Raw genomic sequence first — 22,367 nt, 5'->3', positions numbered from 1 at the left:
AACGCCGCTTCTGCGTCGTATTCAGTTTTTAGTACAATACCCTGCTTGTCCGTCGCTCGAAAAACCTTGATTTTCCAGTGTTTTCAAAAGTATCGTTATCTAACGTCAGCTTTCCAGCGCCCGGAGTTTGAGCGGCTGATGAACGATGTGCGCGCCGGGAAAATCGACTGCATTGTGGTGAAAGACTTGTCCAGGTTTGGCCGGAACTACAAGGAAACAGGCAACTATTTGGAGCGCATCTTCCCGTTTCTGGATGTGCGTTTTGTGGCGGTCAGCGACAATTTTGACACCCTCACCGCCGAGCGCTCCCAGGGCGGCTATATCGTCCCGCTAAAGAACATCATCAACGAGGCGTACAGCAGGGATATCTCCCGCAAGGTGAGCAGCGCCCTGGCCGTCAAGCAGAGAGAGGGAGAGTTCATAGGCTCCTGGGCAGCGTATGGCTACCGGAAGTGTGCGGAGGATAAGCACAAAATCGAACCTGATCCGACTACCGCGCCCATTGTTCGGGAAATTTTCGACTTGCGGCTGGGCGGCATGAGCTATAACAAAATTGCCAAGCGGCTGAATGATGAGAAAGTCCCCACCCCGGCGCAGTACCGGCGGGAAATCGGGCAGCTCAAAACCGACCGTTACAGCAATGCACGGTGGAATATTTTCACCATTAAGGGCATCATTGAAAACCCTGTCTATCTGGGCCACACGGTGCAGGGACGAAAAAAATCCGGTCTATGCCAGGGCCGGAAACAGCAGCGCACACAAAAATCCGACTGGATCATTGTGGAGAATACCCATGATCCGCTGATAGATGAGGACACTTTTCGGGCGGTGCGGGCCATGTCGGATAAGGCCAGCCAAGCCTACAACGCGAGCCTCGGCAATCACGACCACCTGGGCAGTACGCCCAATATTCTGCGCGGGCTTATCTTCTGCGCCGACTGCGGCAAGCCTATGGTGCGCTATAAGCAGGTCACCAACAACAGCAAAAATCTCTACTATGTCTACATCTGCCAGACTCATCACGCCGATATTACGGCCTGCCCCAAGAAATATCTACATGAAACAAAGCTAAAAGAAATTCTTTGGGCCACTCTGCAGCGGGAAATCAAACTGTGCGCTGACACGCAAAAGCTGGTGGAAGAGTATGCCCATTCCTCTAAAACCGTTCTCCAGTATGATATGCTGGAACGTCAGATTACCGCCGCAGAGCGTAAGCTCTCCCGTAGCAAATCCCTGTTTGACAGCCTTTACCAGAACTATGTTGACCGACTGATGGACGAGCGGGAATACACGGAGCTGCGGAACCAGTACCGCGCTGAAATGGAACAGGTACAGGCGGAAATCGCTAAATTGGAACGCCAACAGGCTGAACAGAAACGGCAGGCCAGCGACAATCCCTGGCTGAAAACCTTCGGGCAGTTCTGTGGGCAAATGGAGTTAACGGATGAGTTGGCACACGCCCTCATTGAGCGGGTGGAAGTCTATTCTGACAACCGGGTGGAAATCACGCTGAAATATCGGGACGAGTACCTAGCCCTAAAGCGCCTGCTGGATGGAGCGGAGGAGGCGGTGGTTCTATGACCGTCGCAAAATATGTGCGCATCTCTGATGAGGACCGGGATTTGAAACAGGCGGGCAAGACAGAATCGAACAGCATTGCCAACCAGCGGAACCTGCTGGATTCTTTCATTGCCCGACACGATGATTTTGCCCAGGCAGAAGTTGTTGAGTTCTGCGACGATGGGTGGAGCGGGAAAAACTTCGAGCGCCCTGGCGTTCGGGCCATGCTGGAACAGGTCAAGCGGGGCAAAATCCAGTGCATTGTGGTGAAGGACCTCTCCCGGTTTGGCCGCGACTACCTCACCGTAGGAACCTATATCAGCAAGATTTTTCCTTTCATGGGTGTGCGGTTTATCGCTGTGAACGACGGCCTGGACAGCGCCAACCCCGGCGATGTGGACAGTTTGGACACCTCATTCAAGGCCCTGCTCTACGACTTATATAGCCGGGACCTCTCCCGAAAGGTCAAGAGCGCCAAGCGCTTTCGGGCGCAGAGGGGCGACTTTGTGGCTCCGTTTGCGCCTTATGGTTACCAGAAAAATCCTGAGAATCACAATCAGTTAATCATTGACCCGCCGGCGGCAGAGGTCGTACGCCGTGTTTTCAGACTGATAGCAGAGGGCCACAGCGCGGTCACGGTTGCCCGGATGATGAACGATGAAGCCGTCCTGACCCCCATGCTCTACAAACGGGCGGCGGGCTGTTCCCGGACACGCTGGTCAAGCGTCCAAGAGGACAATTTCTGGACAGATGCTATCGTCACGACCATCATCCGGGACGAGCGGTACATCGGCACAAGCACCTACGGCAGGCGCAAGCGGGACGTTGTGGGCAGCACCCACACGGTAAAGGTCAGCCGGGAGGATTGGGTGGCGGTTGCGAACGCTCATGATGCTATCGTGACCAGAGAGGAATTTGACCGGGCGCAGGCGGCTTTGCGGATGTTTAAAGAGCACCCTTTGGCTGCGAAGCACTATCCATTGGCTGGCAAAATCCGCTGCGGGGTGTGCGGTCATAGCCTGAGCCGGTCAGGGGGGAAGGAAAGGTTTTTCTTTTGCAAAACAGCACAGTTTTTGAGTTCTTCCGACTGTGTAGAAGTTTATATACCAGAAGGAGATGTGCTGGCTGAAATCCTAAAAAGCCTGCGTATTCAAGCGGAAGTCGCTTTGGACAGAGAGAAGATGTTGTCCGAGCAACGCAAGGTAGCTCAAGGTAATGCAAAAGCTATGCTGAAACGGATATCTGCTTTGCAAGAGGCGCAATTCCTGAGAAACCGCCAGATTCGTGAACTGTATGAGGCTTTCGCGCTGGGGGAGGTAGGTAAGGAGGACTACCTAGCCAGAAAAGCGGTGCTGAGTACACAAAATGAAAAAGTTTCTGCACAGATCGCCAAGCTGCAAGCCCTACTGGATACGGAGAGCGAAGCTAGGGAGGATTCATTTGTCATTAACTTCAAGCGCTTTCATGAAGTTGGCGAGGTTTCCGACGTAATCATCCCGGAGTTGCTGAAGGAGGTCATTGTCTACCCACATGGTCGTTTTGAGGTCGTGTGGAAATATCAGGACAACATTATGGCGACCTGATTCAACGCCCTCAGACAAAAAAGTTGAGAAAATTTTTGTTCCGGGCTTGACATCAGCAGACCAGGGCCACAACCCCCAGGGCGTTAACGCCGGGGCCGAGGGCAACGGCCTGCGGGAGCAGGACGTCACCTACAACGTGGGGGTAGACCTGGCGGGCCTTTTAAACGACGACCCCCGGTTTGAGGCCCGGCTTTCCCGCAACACGCCCACCGAGTCTTTGGGTACCAGCAACGCCTCCAGCCTACAGGCCAGGGTCAATATGGCCAACAGCTGGCCCGCCAACTACTTTATCAGCATCCACTGCAACGCAAACAGCAACCCCGCTATAAACGGCAGCGAAGTCTATGTTTACCAAGAGGGCACCCAGGCCTATTGGCTGGCCCAGCACATCCTTAACGCGGTGGTAGAACAGGCGGGCACCCGGAATAACGGGGTGCGGCTGAACCCCTCGCTGTATGTGCTGCGAAAAACAAAAATGCCCGCCGTGCTGGTGGAGCTGGGCTACCTGACCAACCGCTCCGACGCCCAAAAGCTGCGGGACAACCAGCCGGACTTTGCCCGAGGCATTTATTACGGGCTGCTTAGCTATTTCGGTTTCTCCCCCACTAACCGGTAGCCAGAGCGCGGCTCCGACGAACAGATGGGAAAAGTTTCGCCGTCTCGTCCGCCCCCTTCCCTCCCTGTCTTGATTTTTCCCTCTATCAGGAATATAATAGAGCTTGCCCGTTCCCAAGCTTTTAACAGCCCTGGACGGGCCCTATTTCCTGAATAGAAAGGACTCTGTTTATGACCCCCTACCGCGCCTGTATTTTTGATTTAGACGGCACTTTGGCCGACACCCTGCACTCCATTGCCTATTTTGGCAACAGCGCCCTAAAGGCCTTTGGCTTTCCCTCCATTCCGGTGGCGGATTACCGGCTGCTGGTGGGCAACGGGGCTGATGTTTTGATGGACCGGATGCTGCGCCGGGTGGGGGCGGCCCTCTCTCCAGAAGAGCGCCGCCGCTTTCGGGCCGTGTATGACCGCCTTTACGCCGCGGACCCCCTGGCCCTGGTGGGGGCTTATCCCGGCTTGCCTGAGGTTTTGGAGCGTCAGCGCCAAAAGGGCCGAAAGCTGGCGGTTCTCTCCAACAAGCCAGACGACATGACCCAGGCCATTGCCAGAGAGCTGTATGGCGGCGTGCTCCATGCCGCCTATGGCCAGCGCCCGGAATTTCCCACCAAGCCAGACCCCGCTGCTGTGCTGGCCCTGGCAAAAGAGCTGGGGGTTTCCCCCCAGGAGACCCTCTATATTGGCGACAGCGGCGTGGACATGGACACCGCCCGCCGCGCGGGGATGGACTCCTGCGGGGTGCTGTGGGGATTTCGGGACCGGGAAGAGCTGCTGGCCCGCGGGGCCATGTATTTGGCGGGGGACCCGGCGCAGCTGGAAGGAATTATGGAAAAACAATAAATTTCAGTAAACAAACAATATATCCCGGGCTATAATGGAGACACAAACCAAGCGGAGGAGTCTTTATTATGTGTCACAGCGGAATATGAGAACGGACCGGCCGACCCGCATTGTCACACCGATTACAAAGATTCTAGAGGTGGCCTGCCACATTGGTGCCGGATGCATGGTGGTGGGCCTGGTGCTGTTTTGGGGGGACCGGGGCTGATTCCCGGCGCTTTGGTAGCAAGCGCGCCCGCCCCAGGCGAGTCCATCCGTGTGCACGGCTTTTCCATTGTATTCGGCAACCCGGACGGCTCAATTCACAACGGGGCCTGTAGAATCTTCCTGCCGGCAGGGGCCATGACCCTGGAACTGATGGCCTGGGTGTTCCGCAACGTGCACCTGGTTCTGCGCACCACCCAGGGCCAGACCAAATTCCCGGTGGGCAAGACCCCTTTCCAAACGGCTAATGTGCGCATGCTGCGCCAGGCCGGCATTTTTCTCGTGGCCATTACTAGAGGTGCAGTTTGCCTTTAGCAGTCTTGCGGTGCTGGCGCCGGGCCCGGAAATGTCCGAGACCAGCCAGGGGACATTCTTGGGTATGAGGAGGACGGGGAGCCCTAGGGCTTGTTTAAGGCAACCCCGCACCATTCGCGGCTGGAGCCTTAAGCACCGTCTTGCTTGCAGGTTTTCCGTGATAGCGCACAGCTTTCGCTTCTCAATCGTAAGATTGACGGAGCTCAATCTGTACCCTCTGAAGAAAAATCTGACTGCGCAATACGGTACTTAGAATTCTGCGGGATTGCCTGAAAGCAAAAAGACTCCCCTGTTTTTCCCACGAGCCGGCCGCGTTCCTCTGCCCGCAGCAAAACAGCTTTGACCCTGTTCTAACGATACATTTATGCCAAATATCCCGCGCGGCGCTGCTTTCTGGTATTGAAGCAGCGCCGCGCGGGATATTTTATTAGATCCTAAAATTTTTCTTGCGCTCTTTCCAACAAATGGATATAATTATAAGAGTAGAATTTCATATTCTTGACTTGGTCAAAGATCGTTCGGATGGGGAAATTAACAGATAGGAGAGCGTTGCAATCATGGAACAAACACAAACAGCCGGCAGAAGGGTCCGCAGAATTCAAGGGGTCACGGCAAAGCTGACGGCCGCCATTGTAATCTGCGTGGTCCTGGCGGTGGGGACGCTGCTGGCAGTGGTCTATGGAAAAGTTTCCGCCGCGCTTTTGGAAAAGAGCGAGAACCTTTTGCAGACAACCACAGACAAAACGCTTCAGGAAACCAGCGCCTGGATGAACAAGGTTCTAACCATGCTGGAAATGCAGCGGGACGCCATTACGTATGAGGACATGGATCTGGAGGAAATGAAAGAATACATCCTGCACACCGTGGGCCAGAACGAGGCCTATCCCGCCGGGCTGTATGTGGCCCTAACGGACGGTTCCCTGTACCACGCCAGCTTTGTGCCCGGGCCAGACTTTGACGCGGCCTCCAAAAGCTGGTACCAGGACGGCATTGCCTCTGAAAAATTCATTCTGGGGGACGTCTATTTTGACGAGGACAGCCGGTCTTATGTGGTGGGGGCCTCTGGCGTGCTGAAGAACGCCCAGGGAGAGGTGCGCGGCGTGGCTGCCGCTGATGTGTACCTGGACTCCATCTCCAAAATCGTCGGCGTAATACAGCTGGAAAAAACCGGGGGCATTTTCCTGGTGGATACCCGCACCGGCACCATTATTGGCCACCGGGACCCAGAGATTGTCGGACAGAAGCTAGACCAGGTGCAGGGGAACATGTACGCCTACGCCGCCCAGCAGATCAGCACAGGCAAAACCGGTCTTTCCCTGTTTGAAAACACCTATATCCAGGTGGCCAACGTGCCGGACAGCGACTGGGCCGCCGTGGCCTATGTGTCCAGGGCCGAGGTTCTCTCAGACCTGCACCAGCTGACCGCCATGATGGTTTCTGTGGCGCTAGCCACTGTGGCCGCCTTAATTTTGCTGGTGATCATCCTGGCCCGGCGGATTATCGGCCGGCCTGTGACAGAGCTAAGCCTGGTTGCGGCGCGCATTGCGGAAGGCGACCTGGACCAGACCATAAAATACCAGTCCGGCGACGAGCTGGGGGTGCTGGCGGAAAACTTCAACCGCACCACCCTGCGGCTGCGGGACTATGTACAGTACATAGATGAAATTTCTCTGCGGTTAAAGGAGATTGCTGGGGGAAACCTGGACTTCACCTTGGAAAATCAATATACCGGCGAGTTCGAAAAACTGAAGGTCTCTTTAGAGGAGATCTCCAACCGGCTTAGTGACACCCTTGGCCAGCTGCGTACCGCCTCGCAAGAGGTGGCCGCGGGCGCCCAGCTGGTATCCGGCGGGGCGGTATCCCTGTCGCAGGGCTCGGCGGAGCAGGCCGGCGCAGTGATGGAGCTGGCTTCCCACATTAGCTCTATGTCCGAGAGCGTACAAGAAACCGCCGGCAGCGCCCAAGAGGCCAACCGTATCTCGGAACAGGTGAAGCAGGGCCTGCTGGAAAGCAGCGCCAAAATGGAAAACATGAACCATGTGATCCAGCGCATTAGCGACAAATCCACAGAAATTAACGGCATTGTAAAAAAGATTGACAATATCGCTTTCCAGACCAATATCCTAGCCCTAAACGCCGCTGTGGAAGCCGCCCGGGCGGGCGAGGCTGGAAAAGGCTTTGCCGTGGTGGCCGATGAAGTGCGGGCCCTGGCAGGAAAATCTTCAGCAGCAGCCCGAGAAACCACGGCCTTACTAAGCGAAACCGTAGAATCTATGGAAGAGGGCACCCAGGCCGCCCGGGAAACTTCCGACTCTATGCTGGCAGTGATGGACCAGGCGGAGCAGGTCAGCGGCCTCATCCACGATATAGCCCAAAACACCGAAAAACAGGCCGAAGACGCCGCGGAGATCTCCCATGGCATTGACCAAATCTCCCACGTGGTAGAGAGCAACGTGGACACCGCGCAAAAAAGCGCCACGGCCAGCGAAGAGCTTTCTGGGCAGGCTGAAATGCTGAAAGAGCTGGTGGCCACGTTTAAGATCAAGGGGAATAAATAGGCGCTGGAAATCCCCGTGGCACTGGCGCCGCAGCCCAAAAGCTAAAGCGGCGGCATTCCGACCCCTGAATGAGCCCTTGCTATAAAAGCTTTTTTTGCCAAGAATCGGCGAGCGCTTCCCTTAAGGTCCTGTTTGAAATATCGAACCCGTCGTCTTTTTGCTCATAAGCGGGCCCCTTTCCGCGTCAAGACCCCTCGTAATGAACTTGTGGTTTTTTCTTGAAATGGACCATCTTCTGGGCAAAATCCCGTCATTTCTCCTATTTTCAAACAAGGTCTAGGCGGCTTTCTCTGGGATGTCCTTGTATGGGGCCAAAACCGTATTTTTAGTGGATCCTGGACAGAAATAAACCCTCTGTCCAGGATCTTCTTTTCGCCAATAAAAACGAGTTTCCATCATCAAAAGGGGCTTCTCCGAAGAAGCTTCCGAATATCGTTTATACAGCTTGAAACGATTCCTTTTTCCCTAAGACGGCAAAGCCGCTCTACCTCTTATTCATTCCGCCGCCTTAAATAAAACGGAAAATTTTATAGAATCTATCGTAAATTTCGATCTGTTTTTATTGACACTTTCTTCTTTTTGCGGTATAATGTGCGCAGCGCATGGGCCGCTGCCCGCTGTTCATTTTGCCGGCAAGCGCCAGATAAAATTGCGCAATTTTACAAATCATTTGATGAGGTGAACGCCATGGCTGCAAAAACAAGAGAAGAACGGCTGGAATTATTAGAGCAGAAAATTGAGAAAAAGAAAATGGAAATTGAGGCGCTGGAGCAGCAGCGGCAAAAGCTTTTGCACCCGGTAAGTATGCGTTCTGTACTGACAAAGGCCAAAGAGGCCGGCCTTTCTCCCGAAGAAGTAGCGGAAAAGTTGGGCTTGGACGTGTAAAACGATTGGCAGAAATTAGGGCTTGTCTAAAAATAAAGGAAATGACGGATGGTTTGATGAGAAGCGGACCGCTTCCAGGAAAAAGTCATTTTGCCAGCCTGGCGGCTTGCAAGGATCTTTGACTCGGAAGATGGCCTTTTTATGGTTCAAAACACGGTGTTTCCGATTTTTTGGCAAGCCCTAAGTACATAAAAGCAGCCGCCCCCTTGCAAAAACGGGCGGTTTTTTTTATAAAAACGGGTTTTTTAGATGGACTGTTTCAACTATAAAGGAACCCAACCATGAAATTTTTTCCAAGGAAAGGCGGCCCAGGGCCGGCATGGTGGTTTTTTATGAATATTATGGTAATCGACGCCCAGGGCGGGGGCATTGGCCGCCAGGTGGTGGCTGCCATTAAAAAAAATTTTCCAAAAGAGACGGTAACCGCGGTGGGGACCAATAGCGCCTCTACCTCCGCTATGCTAAAAGCCGGCGCCGACCAGGGCGCCACTGGAGAAAACGCGGTGGTGGTGTGCTGCCGCCAGGCAGACCTGATCATCGGCCCAGTGGGCATTGTCATTGCCGACGCCCTGCTGGGCGAGGTGACCCCCGCCATGGCCCTGGCCGTGGGCCAAAGCCGGGCCAAACGCATTCTGATTCCTGTGAACCACTGCGACAACTACATTGTGGGCGTACCAGACCTGACCATTGCCCGGCTGGTAGAAGGAGTGGTGCAAGAGGTCGGCCGAAGCCTAAAGCGCTAGACGCGGACAAAACATCATATAAACGGGACTTTCCATCATTGAAAAAAAGCCGGCGGCGGGTTAGAATAAGCCCATAAAACCCAAAGGAGCCTGATCCATATGTATAGAGCGGAACATCCAAACCCCCAGTTTTTTCGGGAACAATGGGAAAACCTGAACGGCCAGTGGGAATTCGACTTTGACTTTGGCATGACCGGCAAAGAGCGCGGACTTTTTGACGGCCGCCCCCTGGACAAGACCATCCAGGTGCCTTTCTGTCCCGAGAGCAGACTCTCAGGCATTGGCCACACGGACTTTATGAACTGCGTCTGGTACCGCCGGAGCTTTACCGTGCCCGCCGGGTGGCAAGACAACGGCCGGGTCCTGCTGCACTTTGGCGCGGTGGACTACGAGGCCACTGTGTACATCAACGGCAAAGAGGCGGGCAGCCACACCGGCGGCTATACCTCTTTCCAGCTGGACGTTACATCTTACTTGAACGATGGGGAGAACGTTCTCACCCTCTGCGCTCTGGACGACAGCCGGAAAACCTGCCAGCCCAGCGGCAAGCAGTCCCACAGCTTTGCCTCCCAGGGATGCTTCTACACCCGCACCACGGGCATTTGGCAAACCGTGTGGCTGGAGCATGTGCCGGAAAGCCATATCAAAACCTTCCGGTTTTACCCAGATGTGAAAAACGGCCGGATGCTCTTCGAGGTTTACACCACTGGCGGAGGCCAGCTGGATGTAGCGGTTAGCTACCAGGGCAAGCCCATGGGCGGCGCGGCCCTTTCGGTGGAGGGCGACGTGGTGCGGGGCGAAGTGGTCCTGGCGGAAAAGCACTTGTGGGAACTGGGCCAGGGCCGGCTTTATGACGTGGCGCTCACCTTTGGAGAGGACCGGGTGCAGAGCTACTTTGGCCTGCGGGAGGTAAAGCTGGATGGCTTCCAGTTCCTGCTCAACGGCCGGTCCGTATTCCAGCGCATGGTGCTGGACCAGGGCTTCTACCCCGACGGCATTTATACCGCCCCCCGCGAGGAGGACCTGGTCCAGGACATCCGGCTCTCTATGGAGGCGGGCTTTAACGGCGCGCGGCTCCACGAGCGGGTGTTCGAGCCCCGGTTCCTGTACCACTGTGACAAGATGGGATATATGGTGTGGGGTGAATATGCCAACTGGGGCCTGGACCACTCCCTGCCCGAAAACCTGGCCGCCTATATCAGCCAGTGGAAAGAGGCCATGGAGCGGGACTTCAACCACCCCGCTATCATCGGCTGGTGTCCCTTTAACGAGACCTGGGATGGCTTTGGCCGCCAGCAGTGGAACCCCCTGCTGGCCACTGTGTACCACATAACCAAGGCCCTGGACCCCACCCGCCCCTGCATTGACACCAGTGGAAACTACCACGTAGTGACCGATATTTTCGACGTCCACGACTACGACCAGAACCCCGAGACCTTTGCCCCGCGCTTTGCCCGTATCCGTGAAGGGATTTTGGAAAACCACTGCAACAACCGCCAGACCTACCGGGGCGAGCCGGTGTTTGTCAGCGAATACGGCGGCATCAGCCGGGCCTCGGACAAAGACAAAGGCTGGGGCTACGGCGACTCGCCGGAGGACGACGCGGCCTTTATCCAACGCTATACCCAGCTGACAGAGGCCCTGCTGGACAATCCGTACATTATGGGTTTTTGCTATACCCAGCTGTATGATGTGGAGCAGGAGGTAAACGGCCTGTATACCTATGGCCGGGAGCCAAAGTTTGATATGGAGGTCATTCGGAAGGTGAACCAGAAGAAAGCGGCCATAGAAAAATAAGAACCCACGCAATAACATGAAGGGACCGGAGGCTTTTGCCCCCGGTCCCTTTTGTCTATCAATATTACCTACCGCCGGCCCGCGCCGCCGCCGTGGGTTCCGCCTCCCCGGTGGAAACCTCCCCCAGAGTGACCGCCAAAGCCGCCGCGCCCAGCGCCGCCCCCACGGGAGCCGCCGCCGCTATGGAAGCCGCCTCCAAAACCGCCGGGCCGGGGCCCGCCAAAGCCACCCGGACGGGTTCCGCCAAAGGGCCCTGGCGGAGGCGGGGGCGGGGGCGGACCCCACCGGGGACGCCGGCGGTTCATCATGCTGCCCAGCATCATGCCCTGCCAAAAGCCGCTGCCCCCGCCTCCTCGATAGCCGCCGCCTCCGCCCCGGCTGGCCCGGATAATGGCCGCGATAATGGAGATTGCCACCACAGCGCCTATAATACGGATGATAAGCCCCACAATAAAGCGAAACGCGCCGCTTCCGTTGCCCAGGAAGCCCCGGTCCTCCTCATACTCATAGTACTCCTCGCCTTGGGGCGGGTTCAGCTGGCCCTCGCCGCCGTAGTAGCTCTCCAGCTCGTCCCGCACCGCCTCAAAAAAGGCCAGGGCCCCCTGGTCGTAGTCTCCTGCGGCGAAATCATCCTCTAGGTAGTCGTCCAGCAGGCCTTGCAGTCTGGCGCCGTCAAAATAGTCCTCAATACCGTAGCCCGCCTGGGCAAAATAGTCCTCCTCGCCAATGGCCATGACCAGCAGAATGCCGTTGTTGTTCTCCCGGGAGCCCACGCCCCAGGTTTCGAACAGCACCGTGGTATAGTCCCGAATGTCCCGGCCCCCCAGAAAGTCCACAGCCACAATGACCACTTCGGCCCCATACTTGCTAAAAAGCTGGTCGTTGCCTTTGATAATGGCCCGCTCCGTCTCCGGGGTGATCACCCTGGCCTCATCCAGCACATACTGGTTCTCCGGCCGCTCCGGCACAGCAGCCAGGGCCGAAAGCGGCAGCCCCGCTGCCAGCAGAAACACCAGAAGCACGGCCAGCGCCCGGGCAAACAGGTTTTTTTTCATAACAAGGCCTCCTTTGGCTTATGTTTTCCCTAGGGGAAAGAAGCCCGAATTTTTCCCAGCGGCGGCGCCGCACGGTCAGCTAAAGACTCCATCCAGGATGTCCTTTATCAGGTCCTCTGTGCCCTCCGCAACGCCATTGGCAAACGCGTCGGCCCCGCTGGCCACGTTGTCTGCCCATTCCTCCGCCCGGCTAGCCAGACGGTCCGCTGCCTGCTCCGCGCTCTCCGGTCCAGACGTCTCTGGGGATTCCTCCACTTTCTCTGCCTCCCTGCGCTCCTGGGCGCTGGTAACCGTGCGCTCCAAGGGCTCAAAAACCGCCATAGGCTTCTGAAAGGCCAGGGGCTTCAGGCCCTCCAGCTTCTCGTTATAGGCCCGGGCCTCGTCGTTATAGCTGCTGCGCTGAATTTTATCCTGTTCCGACTCCATCTGGGCCAGCAGCTGCCGGGGATATTTCTTATCCTTTTCAGCCAAATTTACCTTTTCCAGGGCCTCGGCCAAAAGACGGGCGGGTTCATCCAGGGCCCTGTTGGCACTTTCCTCTGTGGTAAAGGTCTGGTCTTCGTCAAAAGTCCGTTCGCTGGCCTCAATCTGATAGCCCAAGGTCTCCATGGGGCCGGCCAGTTCCGGGTTGGCCTCCACGTAGCGTTCCGCCAGGGTGACCAGGCTGTTGGCGGCGTCCCGGCGCTTTTCGATGCCCTGGAAGATGGCGTAGCCGCCCTGGTCATAGTAATAAGAGCCGGCGGCGTCCTCCCGCAGCTTTGCCAGAGAACGGTTGATGCCCAGGGGGATGGCCACCGCAATGGCGAGAGCCATAAAGAGGGCTCCGCAAGCTTTTGCGCTTTTGCTCATAACAGTATCCTTTCTACTAATAAAAAAGAGAGTAAATGATGGTTTTGCTTAGGTGTGAATATCCAGCAGCTTCTGCTTCAGCTCGCCCTCCAGCCGGCCAATCTCCGCCTCGGCGGCCCTTCTCTTGGCCCGCCCTTCGTCTTGAATCCGCACCACCTCGTCCAGGGTCTGGATCAGTGACTGGTTGGTGATGCGCAGGGTCTCCATATCCACCACGCCCCGTTCGCTCTCCCGGGCGGTCTCGATGGTGCTCATCTTCAGCTTCTCCGCGTTTTTGCGCAGCAGCTCGTTGGTCATGTCGCTAACCTCTCGCTGGGCCCGCACCGCCTGCTCGCTGTGGGCCAGGCCCAGGGCCAGCACCATCTGGCTCTTCCACAGGGGAATGGTGTTTACCAGCGTGGACTGAATTTTATCGCACATCAGCTTGTCGTTGTTCTGCACCAGCCGGATCTGGGGGGACATCTGCACGCTGACCATGCGGGTCAGTTCCAGGTCGTGAAGCTTTTTCTCAAAGCTGTCGCACTGCTGGGCAAAGTCGTTGGCTGCCTGGGCATCCTCGGCCAGCCCCGTCTGCCGGGCCTTTGCTTTCAGCTGCTCTAACGTGGTGGCCCGCTCCTGCTGAAGCTTCTTTTTCCCCGCGATAATGTACATGGAGAGTTCCTTGTGGTAGTTCAGGTTCATGTCGTAGAGCTTATCCAGCATCACCACGTCTTTCATCAGCTGGACCTGGTGGCCCTCCAGGGCGGCGGCAATCTTGTTTACGTTCACCTCCGCGCTGTCGTACCGGGCCTTCATGGCCACAATTTTGTTGCCGGTATTTTTAAAGCGGCCAAAAAAGCCCCTTTTCTCCTCCTCATCAATATCAAAGCCCTTCAGCTCCACCACCAGGTGAGAGATCTGGTCCCCCACCTCCCCCAGGTCCTTGGTTCGCACGTTGTTTAGGGCCGTGTCCGAGAAGGACGCGATCTTCTTCTGGGCGGCGGAACCGTACTGCATCACCATGGTGCTGTTTTGCAGGTCGATTTTCTGAGAGAAGTCATCCACCACCTTGCGCTCTTCGGGGGTAAGCACGCTCTCGTCCAGGGTGGTCACCTGCACTTCTTCCTGGGCGGGGGCCTGGGGTTCGGGTTCGGCCTCGGGCTCCAGGGTCAGGGTAGGCATCGCGGGCGCGGGCTGCTCAAGAGATAATTTGATTTCGTTGTCCATCATCTTACACTCCTTTTTCTATAGTTTATTTTGCACCGAAAATTTTTACGGTTTTTCATCCGGTTACTTAATTTTTCCCTTAATCCAGGTAAAAGTATGGCATCACTTAACACCAACGCCATACTTACCTCTCTTGATCTCTGCGTCTGGGAATTTGCTCGAAATCTCATCTACAATGGCGTTCAACGTAGGACCCCGCTGAAATCCAGCGAAGGTAAACAGTATTCCCTCGTAATGAAATGTTATATCCGAATCATTGAAATGGTATTCGTCCGGGTCAATAAAGACGTAATGGAGATCATCGCTGCCAAAATAGCATTTTATCCGATTCTCTACTTGGTCTATAGCCGTCTGATAAGCCTCATATGATTTTTTCAACTCACACAAAGCTCGATCTCGTTCTAGAAGAATATATGAAAAGTAGTCCTCGGCATGTTCACCATCAATTAAAAATATAATGCAGTCTCCTTCCACTTTGCATCCGGCATCATCACTCTCTCCAATTGTGATGTAGCAAAGACCTATAACGCTATGTTTTTTGCACAGCAACAAGTAGCTGCTTAGAAATCGAACCGCCTCATGAACACAGTTCGTATCTATTTTTGAATCCGAATCTTCATCGTCCAAATCATCTAGATCCTTCGACACTGCGTGGTAGAAAAAAATCGCGCCAATCACCACTACAATTACAACCAGAATCCAAGGCGACTCTATTATCATTGCAATTGCCCACAATATGACAAAGAATCAGACATAGCCCATAAGGTCACTTCCCCAAATTTTACGTGCAATTGTTGTTATAGAAAAGCTCTGCAAAACAGCTGGAAGAATTATTTTCTATTTCTTAGCCTTCCGCACTACCGTCTGTCCCTGTCCTAATCAATGGTGTAGACGACATCGCCGTAACTGTGGTCACCCTCACGAATTTTGTTTCCATCGATGGTATAGACTACGGTTCCCCACGAAGAGTCTCCCTGCCTAATTTTATTTCCATCTATAGTAAAGGCAACTGTTCCATAACTGCGATCTCCTTCACGAATTCGGTTGCCATCGATGTTGTAAACAACAGTTCCCCACGAGGAATCTCCTTGCCGTATTTTGTCTCCATCCACTGTAAAGACAACTGTACCCCAAGAACTGCTTCCCTCTCGAATTCTCATTGCGAACCGTTCCTCCATTCATTTTTCCACAGTTATTAAGCAGAGCATTTTTTAACCCTTATATGCCGTTTTTCTTTTCCTCCACAAAGCCCTCTTGCTTCAGCATGGTCTCGAACACGGTGATGTCTGCGGAAATGTCCATGGCCTCGTCAGTAAACAGGGAGTCCAGCTGCTTTTCAAAAGCGTCCGCCACGGTGTGCATCATCCCCGCGATATTGAACATGGTAGAGGTGATGTTCTCCCCCTTCACCGACTGCTTTGACAGCCTCTCATAGCTATTCAGCAGTTTTAGGGTGGTGGGCAGATAATAGTTCATGAATTTACGAATCTGCTGGGCTTTCTCCGGGTGGCTGGCAATATAGTTGAAAATGTCCGCCGAGGCCCGTTCCATTCGGTCAATGTCTGCGGAAAGGGCCTCGTCCGGTATGGCGTCGTTGGCTGCCCGCAGCTTTTTGATCATATTGTGCCCTTCGTCGATAATCTTGTCCACCTCCGGGTCGCCGGTGGCGGACTTCTTCTCCGGCTCGGGCTCCTTTTTTTCCTCCGGCTGGGGCTTTGGCTGGGGCTTTTCGGGGGCCACGGGCACCAGCTCCTTTTTGCCCTTGAAGATCCCCCCCGAGATGAGAAAAATCAGCATCATCACCGCGGCGAAAGCCACCCACTGGGGCACGCTCATCATCTGGATGTTCATGGCGTACAGAAGGGCCGCCACCCCGGTGATATAGTACTTAGCGGCGCTGCCCCTGCGCACCACCTTCATGGGCGGCATCTGGGGCGGGGGCGCGGGGGTGACCCCTTCTGGCGGGCGGGTCTGGACCGTGGGGCGGTGGGCTGTATACTGCGGCGCCACCGGGCCCGGTCCGCCCGGGCGGCCAGGCTGGGGCGGCTGTACCCTTTGAGGAGGCGGCTGCACAGTTTGGCCCGTGGGACGCACCGGGGGCGGCTGTACAGTGGGCTGGCCCGGGCGATAGCGGTAGGTGCCCCCTGCCGGAGCAGGGCCCCTTCCCGTATTATACGGCCCAGGCCCTCCCACCGGCCTTTGGGGGGGCGGCTGGCCCTGGGGGGCGCTTTTAGCCGCCTCATAGCCCTGGGCGGCGGCCTGGATGGCCGCGTCAATGCCGGCTGCGGCCCTGCCCAGCCCCTGGGCAATCTTTTCCGCCGTGGGGTTTCCAGTGCCTGTTAGGGTTTTATACACTTGCGAGGTCCGATATTCCTGTTCTATCGGTTTATTGCCGTTATGATTCATGGCGACGATTCCTTCCAGAGGAAATTCTTTGTACAGAACGTTTCAAAATTCCGGATGTTACTCCATTATCATTTTACGTTTTATTCAATCCCATGTCAACTGGAATTTCAGCTGTTTGCAAAAGCTTTACATTTTATCCAGAAAGGGGCCGGGGGCCCTTTCCATCAGCGCCCGCACCTCTTCCCCTGTGGCAATTCCCTGGCGGAAAGCCGTGGCCGCGCCTGCCGCCATGCCCCAGGCCAGGGCCCCGGCGGCCCCCTCTTGCCGCAAAAGCCCGTATAGAAACCCAGCCACCATGCTGTCTCCAGCCCCCACGGCAGAGACCTCCCGGCCTGGCAGCGCTGGGCGGCGCAGCAGGGCTTTATCCTCGGTCAGCAGCAGGGCTCCCTGGCCCCCCATGGATACCAGTACGTTGGCCGCGCCCATGTCTTGCAGCTTTTTGGCATAGCCAGGGGCCTGGTCCTCCGCCACCCGCTCCACACCAAAAAGCTCCGCCAGCTCCTCCAGGTTGGGTTTTACCAAGAAGGGCCTCGCCCCCATGGCGGCACGCAGGGCAGGCCCGGTGGCGTCCACCACCACCCGCACCCCCGCCGGGGTCTGCTCCATCAGCCAGGCGTACACGCCGCTGGGTACAGACTGCGGCACACTGCCTGCCAGCACCAGAAAATCTCCCTCTTTTAAAAGGGAAAGCTTTTCCCCCAGGTGCTCTAGGTCCTCCTGGGCAACAGCGGGCCCGCCGCCGTTCAGGGCAGTCTCTTTCTGGTCCGGGGGCGTAATTTTCACGTTCACCCGGGTAAGCCCCTGGGACAAAAAGCAAAAGTCCGTCCGGCACCGGCGCCGCTCCAGCATATCTGCCAGCGCCCGGCCTGTGAACCCTGCCGCCAGCCCCAGGGCGGTGGTCTCCACCCCCAAAGAGCCCAGCAGCAGCGAAACATTAATTCCCTTGCCACCAGGCAGAAAGACCCCCTCTTGATAACGCTGATCCCTGCCAGGGGCAAAGCTTTGGGGAGAGAGGAACAGATCCAGCGCTGGATTTAATGTGACTGTATATACCATATTATAACGACCCGCCCTTACAAGTTTCTTAAAGTATTCTATCATTTTGAGAAAATTTTTGCAACCGTCCCAGGCGGAATCACTCTTCTCCCGCACGTTGCCCTTGACATAATCTGAAGTAAACGTTAGAATAGAATAATATCGTGGGGTCGCCCAGGGAGAGGTAGATGCAGTTTTGACCGGCCTACATAAAAGTAAAATATTCGCCAGCCTATTCGCGTCCTTATTTACCCTTTGGGTATTCTTGATATTAGGGGTCGCGCCCCTGGCACTGGCAGACCAGGGCGGCGCTTTCGCCAAGGACGCGCTGCCCCAGCCCAGTGAGGAATTTTATGTAAACGACCAGGCCTCTCTGCTCACCGAGGCCACCAAGACCGAAATTTTGAATAAAAACGCTTCCTTAAACCAGAGCTACGGGGTGCAGCTGGTGGTCTATACGGTCCAAACGCTGCCGGGCTCGGACTTTGCTGGCCGGGTGGAATATTTGCGTTCGTTAATAAGCGCTTGGCAGGTGGGCGGCGCGGGGGGCCGGGGGCTGCTGGTGGCCCTGTCCGTCTCAGACGGCGACTACCTGGCCGTGGCTGGGGATGGGCTGAAAGCCCTGTTTACCACCGAGACCTTAAAGGGGCTTTTGCAAAATCATTTAGAAGCGGATTTTAGCACCCAAGCCTATGACGCCGGCGTGCTGAAGTTTTTTAACGCAGCCGCGGCCCAGGCAGAGTCATACTGCGCCGCCCACCCAGAGCTTTTTGCCCAGCAAAGCCCCTCCTCCCAGGTCCAGCGTCCGGCCTCTTCCAAGAAGAGCCCGGGCAGCCCGGCGCTGCTGTGGGTGGGCATAGCCGCCGGGGTGGTGGCGGTGGCCAGTATTGCCGTGTTCATTTTCAGCGGACACAGCGGTTCCCGGCGGCGTGGCCGGGCTGTGCACAGGCACCGGCCGCTGATCACCCCCGCCCGCACCAATGTGCTGCGCCACGAAACCCGCCCCATGGTGCAAATTAAGTCCTACCGCCAGTCCACAGGCGTGTACCGCAACCAAAAGCCGAGCCGTACCAGCCGTAACGACCGCCGGCAGTAGGGAGCCGCAAAGAAAAACCTGCGGCCCCCTATTTTAAAGAATCGTTAAAAATGAGGAAGTGCCTGTCATGGTTTTTGCCGATCTGTTTTTTATATACTGTTTTCTGCCCCTGATTCTGGTCTGCTACCTACTGGCCAGAAGCATTCCCGCCAAAAACGTTGTGCTCATTATCTTTTCCCTAATCTTCTACGCCTGGGGCGAGCCCTTGTGGGTTCTTCTGCTTCTATTCAGCTCTCTTTTTAATTGGGGCGTGGGCATGGTCATTGAGCGCACCCGGGACTCGGGGGGCGCAAAGGCTGCGGTGGCGGCGGGCATCGTGATAGACCTGGCCCTGCTGGTGGTGTTCAAATACAGCGGCTTTATTGTAGAAAATATCAACGGCCTCACGGGCCTTGGGCTGCCTGTGCCAAATATTCGCATGCCCATTGGCATCAGCTTTTTCACCTTTCAGGCCATCTCCTATATTTTGGACTGTTACTGGGAGTCCGTAAAGGTCCAGCGGCGCTACCACCGGTTTTTGCTGTATCTCTCCCTGTTCCCCCAGCTCATTGCCGGGCCCATTGTGCGCTACAGCGTGGTGGAGGAAGAGATTGAAAACCGCAGCGCCAGTCTGACAGACCTGTGCGAAGGAGCCCTGCGGGTGATGGTGGGGCTGGGGAAAAAGGTCATTTTAGCCAACAACCTGTGGGCCATTGTGGATACTTTCTTCGGCAAAGACGTCACGGGCCTTTCGGTGCTGGGCACCTGGTACACAGTCATCGTCTACTCCCTGTACGTCTATTTCGACTTTAGCGGCTACTCGGACATTGCCATTGGCCTGGGGCGCATGTTTGGCTTCCATTTTGACGAAAACTTTCGCCACCCCTTTGCCTGCAAGACCATTGCCGAGTTCTGGCAGCGCTGGCACATCTCCCTGGGTTCCTTTTTTCGGGATTACCTGCTGTATGTGCCCGTCTTTGGCAAAAACCGCAAGTACGTCAGTCTGTTTTTGGTATGGTTCTGCACCGGCGTATGGCACGGCGCTGCCTGGAACTACATTCTTTGGGGCCTATATTTTGGCTTCTTTATTTTCTTCGAGCAGAAGCTGGGCAAAAAACGCATGAAAAAATGGCCCCTTTGGTGGAAGCATATCTACAGCAAGATTGTGATCATCATTGGCTTTGGAATCTTCTATTTCGAGGACCTGGGCCAGCTGGGGCAGTTTTTCCTGAACATTTCTGGGGTGGCCATGCTGACCAGCGGAGCTCCCCTGTACGACCCCATAACCTGGGCTTCCTTGCTGGACAATCTGTTCCTGGTGCTGGGATCAGCGGCTTTCAGCCTGCCCTTGCTGCCAAAAGTGAAGCGGTTCTTTTTGGAGAGCAAAAGCGACGGCCTGTACCTGGCCGGCCGGGTGGGGTCGGCAGTGGTTTGCTTAGGGATACTGACGGTAGTCAGTATCCTATTGGTGGACTCCACCAATAACGTGTTCCTGTACTGGAACTTTTAAAAAAGCGCCCCACGCTCTTTTTAGCGCCTGTTTCGTATCTGGACGTATGCGGGTTCCAGCCGCGGACTTTTCGTTAGAGGAACACAAGAGTTGGCATCGCTGACTCTACTTGCGCACAGCCCAACAAAACTTTTAAACACTTACAAGGAGGCGCGGTAATGGACCGTGACAACCATATTAATGATCCCCGGCGGCCGGCGGCCCTTCAAAGAGACGCCGCAGCCTCCCCGCCTCGGCGGCTGAACCTGCACGTACCCGAGCGCTTTGGCGGCGTTTATTCGCCGAAAACCACAGAGCGCTCTTTTAACCGCTACCGGCAGGCGGATTTTACGGCCGCTGGTTTCATCCCCCAGGAGGAAGCCCCTTCGTCCCCTGCTGAGCAGTACTTTTATCCAGAGCAGCAGGTTCTGAACCCGCAAGTTCTATACCAAGAGGGCCTAGAACCTGCCCAAGAGGCTACCGGCTTATACCAGCCGGCGGAAAACCCGCCCGAGGACTATGAGAGCTTTTATCCCCAGGACGATTTTAGCGGGGTCCTGTCCCCCCAACAGGACCTGAAGCAGCCGCCCCGGTCCCGGAAAAAAAAGTTTGACCGCCGGGCCCTGCTGGAACGCCGGGCCTCGGTGGTGGTCATAGCTTTATTGATCTTATGCTTTTCCGGTATGGCCGCGGCCATGTGGCTGCTGCCCAGATCCACGGAGTCAATGATTGAAAAGCGCGAGCTGGACAAGCTGCCGGAATTTTCTTTTGAAACCTACTTTTCCGGAGATTTCACTGCGGGAGTGGCCCACTACTATACTGACACCGTGCCCATGCGGGACGACCTGAAACGAATCGGCAGCCAGATCAAAAGCGTGTTCGGCCTGCCAAAAAGCGAGGGCGGCGTAAAATTTGTGGGCAACGTAAACAAGCTGGACCAGAATAACCCGGCCCCCAGCCCCTCCCCCGGCCAGCCTAGCGCCCAGCCCCCTGAAAGCGGCACTACCCCATCTGGCGGGGAACAGCCCCCTGTTACACCCGTGGGCAATAATGGGAACGCGGGCCTGGAGGGCGCCGCCGGCCGGCACATGGACGGCGCCACCCCTGCCCCAGCGGACAACCCCTTTACCAACCAGGACGCCGAGTACAGCGAAAAGAACGGTATTATCATTGTAAAGCAGGACGGCCACTACCGGGGCCTAGAGCTGTTCGGGGGCGGCAGCGGGGAAAGCTATGCCCAAAACCTGAATACCCTGCACAGCACCCTGGGAGACGGCGTGTCTATTTGGTCCATGCCCGCGCCCCTGGCCTGTGAATTCTATACGCCCAAAAATTATGAGAACTACACCGCCAACCATTCCGACTGTTTTGACGCCATAGCCGCCAAGCTGAACCCCGGCATCCATTCTATCAACGTGTGCCCTGTGCTTTCCCAGCATGTGGAAGAGCCTATCTACTGCCGCACAGACCACCACTGGCAGCCTTTGGGGGCCTACTACGCGGCCCAAGCCTTTGCCCAGGCGGCGGGGGTATCCTTTGACGACATCAGTACCTATAAAAAGATGACCCGAGAGGGCTTTGTGGGCAGCCTGTACTCCTTTGCGGGGGACGCGGCGGAGCTTCTCAACGACCCAGAGGAATTTGTCTATTACATGCCTGGTAAAGACTACCAAACCGTGTACTATGATACCAGCTTCAACTACCTGTGGGATGAGGACGACTTCTTCCAGGAAGGGGCCGAGGGATCGGATTCCTATATGATCTACCTGGGCGGCGACCAGTATATTGTTAAGGCCGACACCCCCACCAAGAACGGTCGAAAGCTGCTGGTGGTAAAGGACAGCTATGGCAACACCATTCCGCCGTTTTTGGTGGGCTCCTTTGAACAGATTTATGTGGCGGACATGCGCTATATGGAGCGAAACCTCGTTAGCTTTATCAAAGATATGGGCATTACGGACGTGCTCTTTACCATGTCCTCCTATTCGCTGGTAGGGGACGCGGCGAACAACCTGGAAACCCTGATGAACCAGAACGTGGGCGAGACCGTGACGGACGACTATACGCCGGGAGGCGGCGGGGAGGAGTAATCGGACGCCTACTCCCCCCAACGCTTCCCCCCTTGCTCTATGAATCTCCTTTAGGACGTGATATC

The 22,367-nt window shown here is 55.9% G+C and carries 20 protein-coding genes; 13 read left to right on the top strand and 7 right to left on the bottom strand.

The window, feature by feature from the left end:
- Positions 1 to 45: 45 nt before the first annotated feature.
- From U8U68_RS11565 to U8U68_RS11520, 10 genes are all read left to right on the top strand, one after another.
- On the top strand, positions 46 to 1,581 hold the full coding sequence (locus U8U68_RS11565) for a recombinase family protein (RefSeq protein WP_322200957.1): 1,536 nt from the start codon (positions 46 to 48) through the stop codon (positions 1,579 to 1,581).
- Positions 1,578 to 3,143, top strand: coding sequence for a recombinase family protein (locus U8U68_RS11560; RefSeq protein WP_322200956.1), 1,566 nt, complete (start codon positions 1,578 to 1,580; stop codon positions 3,141 to 3,143). The genes U8U68_RS11565 and U8U68_RS11560 overlap by 4 nt, the downstream gene beginning before the upstream one ends.
- 46 nt (positions 3,144 to 3,189) lie before the next feature.
- Positions 3,190 to 3,759, top strand: coding sequence for an N-acetylmuramoyl-L-alanine amidase family protein (locus tag U8U68_RS11555; protein WP_322200955.1), 570 nt, complete (start codon positions 3,190 to 3,192; stop codon positions 3,757 to 3,759).
- 170 nt (positions 3,760 to 3,929) lie between these two features.
- Positions 3,930 to 4,595, top strand: a complete 666-nt coding sequence (locus tag U8U68_RS11550; RefSeq protein WP_322200954.1) for an HAD family hydrolase — start codon at positions 3,930 to 3,932, stop codon at positions 4,593 to 4,595.
- Positions 4,596 to 4,665: 70 nt separating this feature from the next.
- A complete protein-coding gene (locus U8U68_RS11545; protein WP_322200953.1) occupies positions 4,666 to 4,803 on the top strand; it encodes a hypothetical protein in 138 nt (45 codons plus the stop codon).
- A gap of 11 nt (positions 4,804 to 4,814) precedes the next feature.
- Positions 4,815 to 5,114, top strand: coding sequence for a hypothetical protein (locus tag U8U68_RS11540; RefSeq protein ID WP_322200952.1), 300 nt, complete (start codon positions 4,815 to 4,817; stop codon positions 5,112 to 5,114).
- Positions 5,115 to 5,671: 557 nt separating this feature from the next.
- Positions 5,672 to 7,672: a methyl-accepting chemotaxis protein gene (locus U8U68_RS11535; protein ID WP_322200951.1), complete on the top strand. Its 2,001-nt coding sequence runs from the start codon at positions 5,672 to 5,674 to the stop codon at positions 7,670 to 7,672.
- Between the two features lie 687 nt (positions 7,673 to 8,359).
- Positions 8,360 to 8,557 carry a hypothetical protein gene (locus U8U68_RS11530; protein ID WP_322200950.1) on the top strand — a complete coding sequence of 66 codons (198 nt, stop codon included), beginning with the start codon at positions 8,360 to 8,362 and terminating at the stop codon, positions 8,555 to 8,557.
- 332 nt (positions 8,558 to 8,889) lie between these two features.
- Positions 8,890 to 9,300, top strand: a complete 411-nt coding sequence (locus U8U68_RS11525; protein ID WP_322200949.1) for a DUF3842 family protein — start codon at positions 8,890 to 8,892, stop codon at positions 9,298 to 9,300.
- Positions 9,301 to 9,399: 99 nt separating this feature from the next.
- Positions 9,400 to 11,097, top strand: a complete 1,698-nt coding sequence (locus U8U68_RS11520; protein ID WP_322200948.1) for a glycoside hydrolase family 2 protein — start codon at positions 9,400 to 9,402, stop codon at positions 11,095 to 11,097.
- A gap of 68 nt (positions 11,098 to 11,165) precedes the next feature.
- On the opposite strand, the gene U8U68_RS11515 is transcribed toward U8U68_RS11520, so the two are convergent.
- From U8U68_RS11515 to U8U68_RS11485, 7 genes are all read right to left on the bottom strand, one after another.
- Entirely contained in the window at positions 11,166 to 12,152 is a 987-nt protein-coding gene (locus U8U68_RS11515; protein ID WP_322200947.1) for a TPM domain-containing protein, read from the bottom strand.
- Between the two features lie 75 nt (positions 12,153 to 12,227).
- Positions 12,228 to 13,001, bottom strand: coding sequence for a hypothetical protein (locus tag U8U68_RS11510; protein WP_322200946.1), 774 nt, complete (start codon positions 12,999 to 13,001; stop codon positions 12,228 to 12,230).
- A 48-nt stretch (positions 13,002 to 13,049) separates the two neighbouring features.
- Complete coding sequence (locus U8U68_RS11505; RefSeq protein WP_322200945.1) at positions 13,050 to 14,210, bottom strand: toxic anion resistance protein; 1,161 nt, start codon at positions 14,208 to 14,210, stop codon at positions 13,050 to 13,052.
- Positions 14,211 to 14,309: 99 nt separating this feature from the next.
- Complete coding sequence (locus U8U68_RS11500; protein ID WP_322200944.1) at positions 14,310 to 14,834, bottom strand: hypothetical protein; 525 nt, start codon at positions 14,832 to 14,834, stop codon at positions 14,310 to 14,312.
- 248 nt (positions 14,835 to 15,082) lie between these two features.
- A complete protein-coding gene (locus tag U8U68_RS11495) occupies positions 15,083 to 15,367 on the bottom strand; it encodes a hypothetical protein (RefSeq protein ID WP_322200943.1) in 285 nt (94 codons plus the stop codon).
- 58 nt (positions 15,368 to 15,425) lie between these two features.
- Positions 15,426 to 16,613: a 5-bromo-4-chloroindolyl phosphate hydrolysis family protein gene (locus U8U68_RS11490; protein ID WP_322200942.1), complete on the bottom strand. Its 1,188-nt coding sequence runs from the start codon at positions 16,611 to 16,613 to the stop codon at positions 15,426 to 15,428.
- Between the two features lie 126 nt (positions 16,614 to 16,739).
- Positions 16,740 to 17,669, bottom strand: a complete 930-nt coding sequence (locus U8U68_RS11485; RefSeq protein ID WP_322200941.1) for a 1-phosphofructokinase family hexose kinase — start codon at positions 17,667 to 17,669, stop codon at positions 16,740 to 16,742.
- Positions 17,670 to 17,844: 175 nt separating this feature from the next.
- Between U8U68_RS11485 and U8U68_RS11480 the strand changes: the two genes are divergently transcribed.
- The 3 genes from U8U68_RS11480 to U8U68_RS11470 all read left to right on the top strand — a co-directional run bounded on the left by U8U68_RS11480 (position 17,845) and on the right by U8U68_RS11470 (position 22,302).
- Positions 17,845 to 18,744 (top strand): TPM domain-containing protein, encoded by a 900-nt coding sequence (locus tag U8U68_RS11480; protein WP_322200940.1) that lies wholly within the window; start codon positions 17,845 to 17,847, stop codon positions 18,742 to 18,744.
- Between the two features lie 67 nt (positions 18,745 to 18,811).
- A complete protein-coding gene (locus tag U8U68_RS11475) occupies positions 18,812 to 20,233 on the top strand; it encodes an MBOAT family O-acyltransferase (protein ID WP_322200939.1) in 1,422 nt (473 codons plus the stop codon).
- A 158-nt stretch (positions 20,234 to 20,391) separates the two neighbouring features.
- Positions 20,392 to 22,302, top strand: a complete 1,911-nt coding sequence (locus tag U8U68_RS11470) for a DHHW family protein (RefSeq protein WP_322200938.1) — start codon at positions 20,392 to 20,394, stop codon at positions 22,300 to 22,302.
- Positions 22,303 to 22,367 lie beyond the last annotated feature (65 nt).

The sequence above is a fragment of the Acutalibacter intestini genome (assembly GCF_034334985.1).
Taxonomy (GTDB): Bacteria; Bacillota; Clostridia; order Oscillospirales; family Acutalibacteraceae; genus Acutalibacter; species Acutalibacter intestini.
Note: the sequence above shows the minus strand (reverse complement) of the source record. Positions and strands in the feature narration are given on the sequence as shown.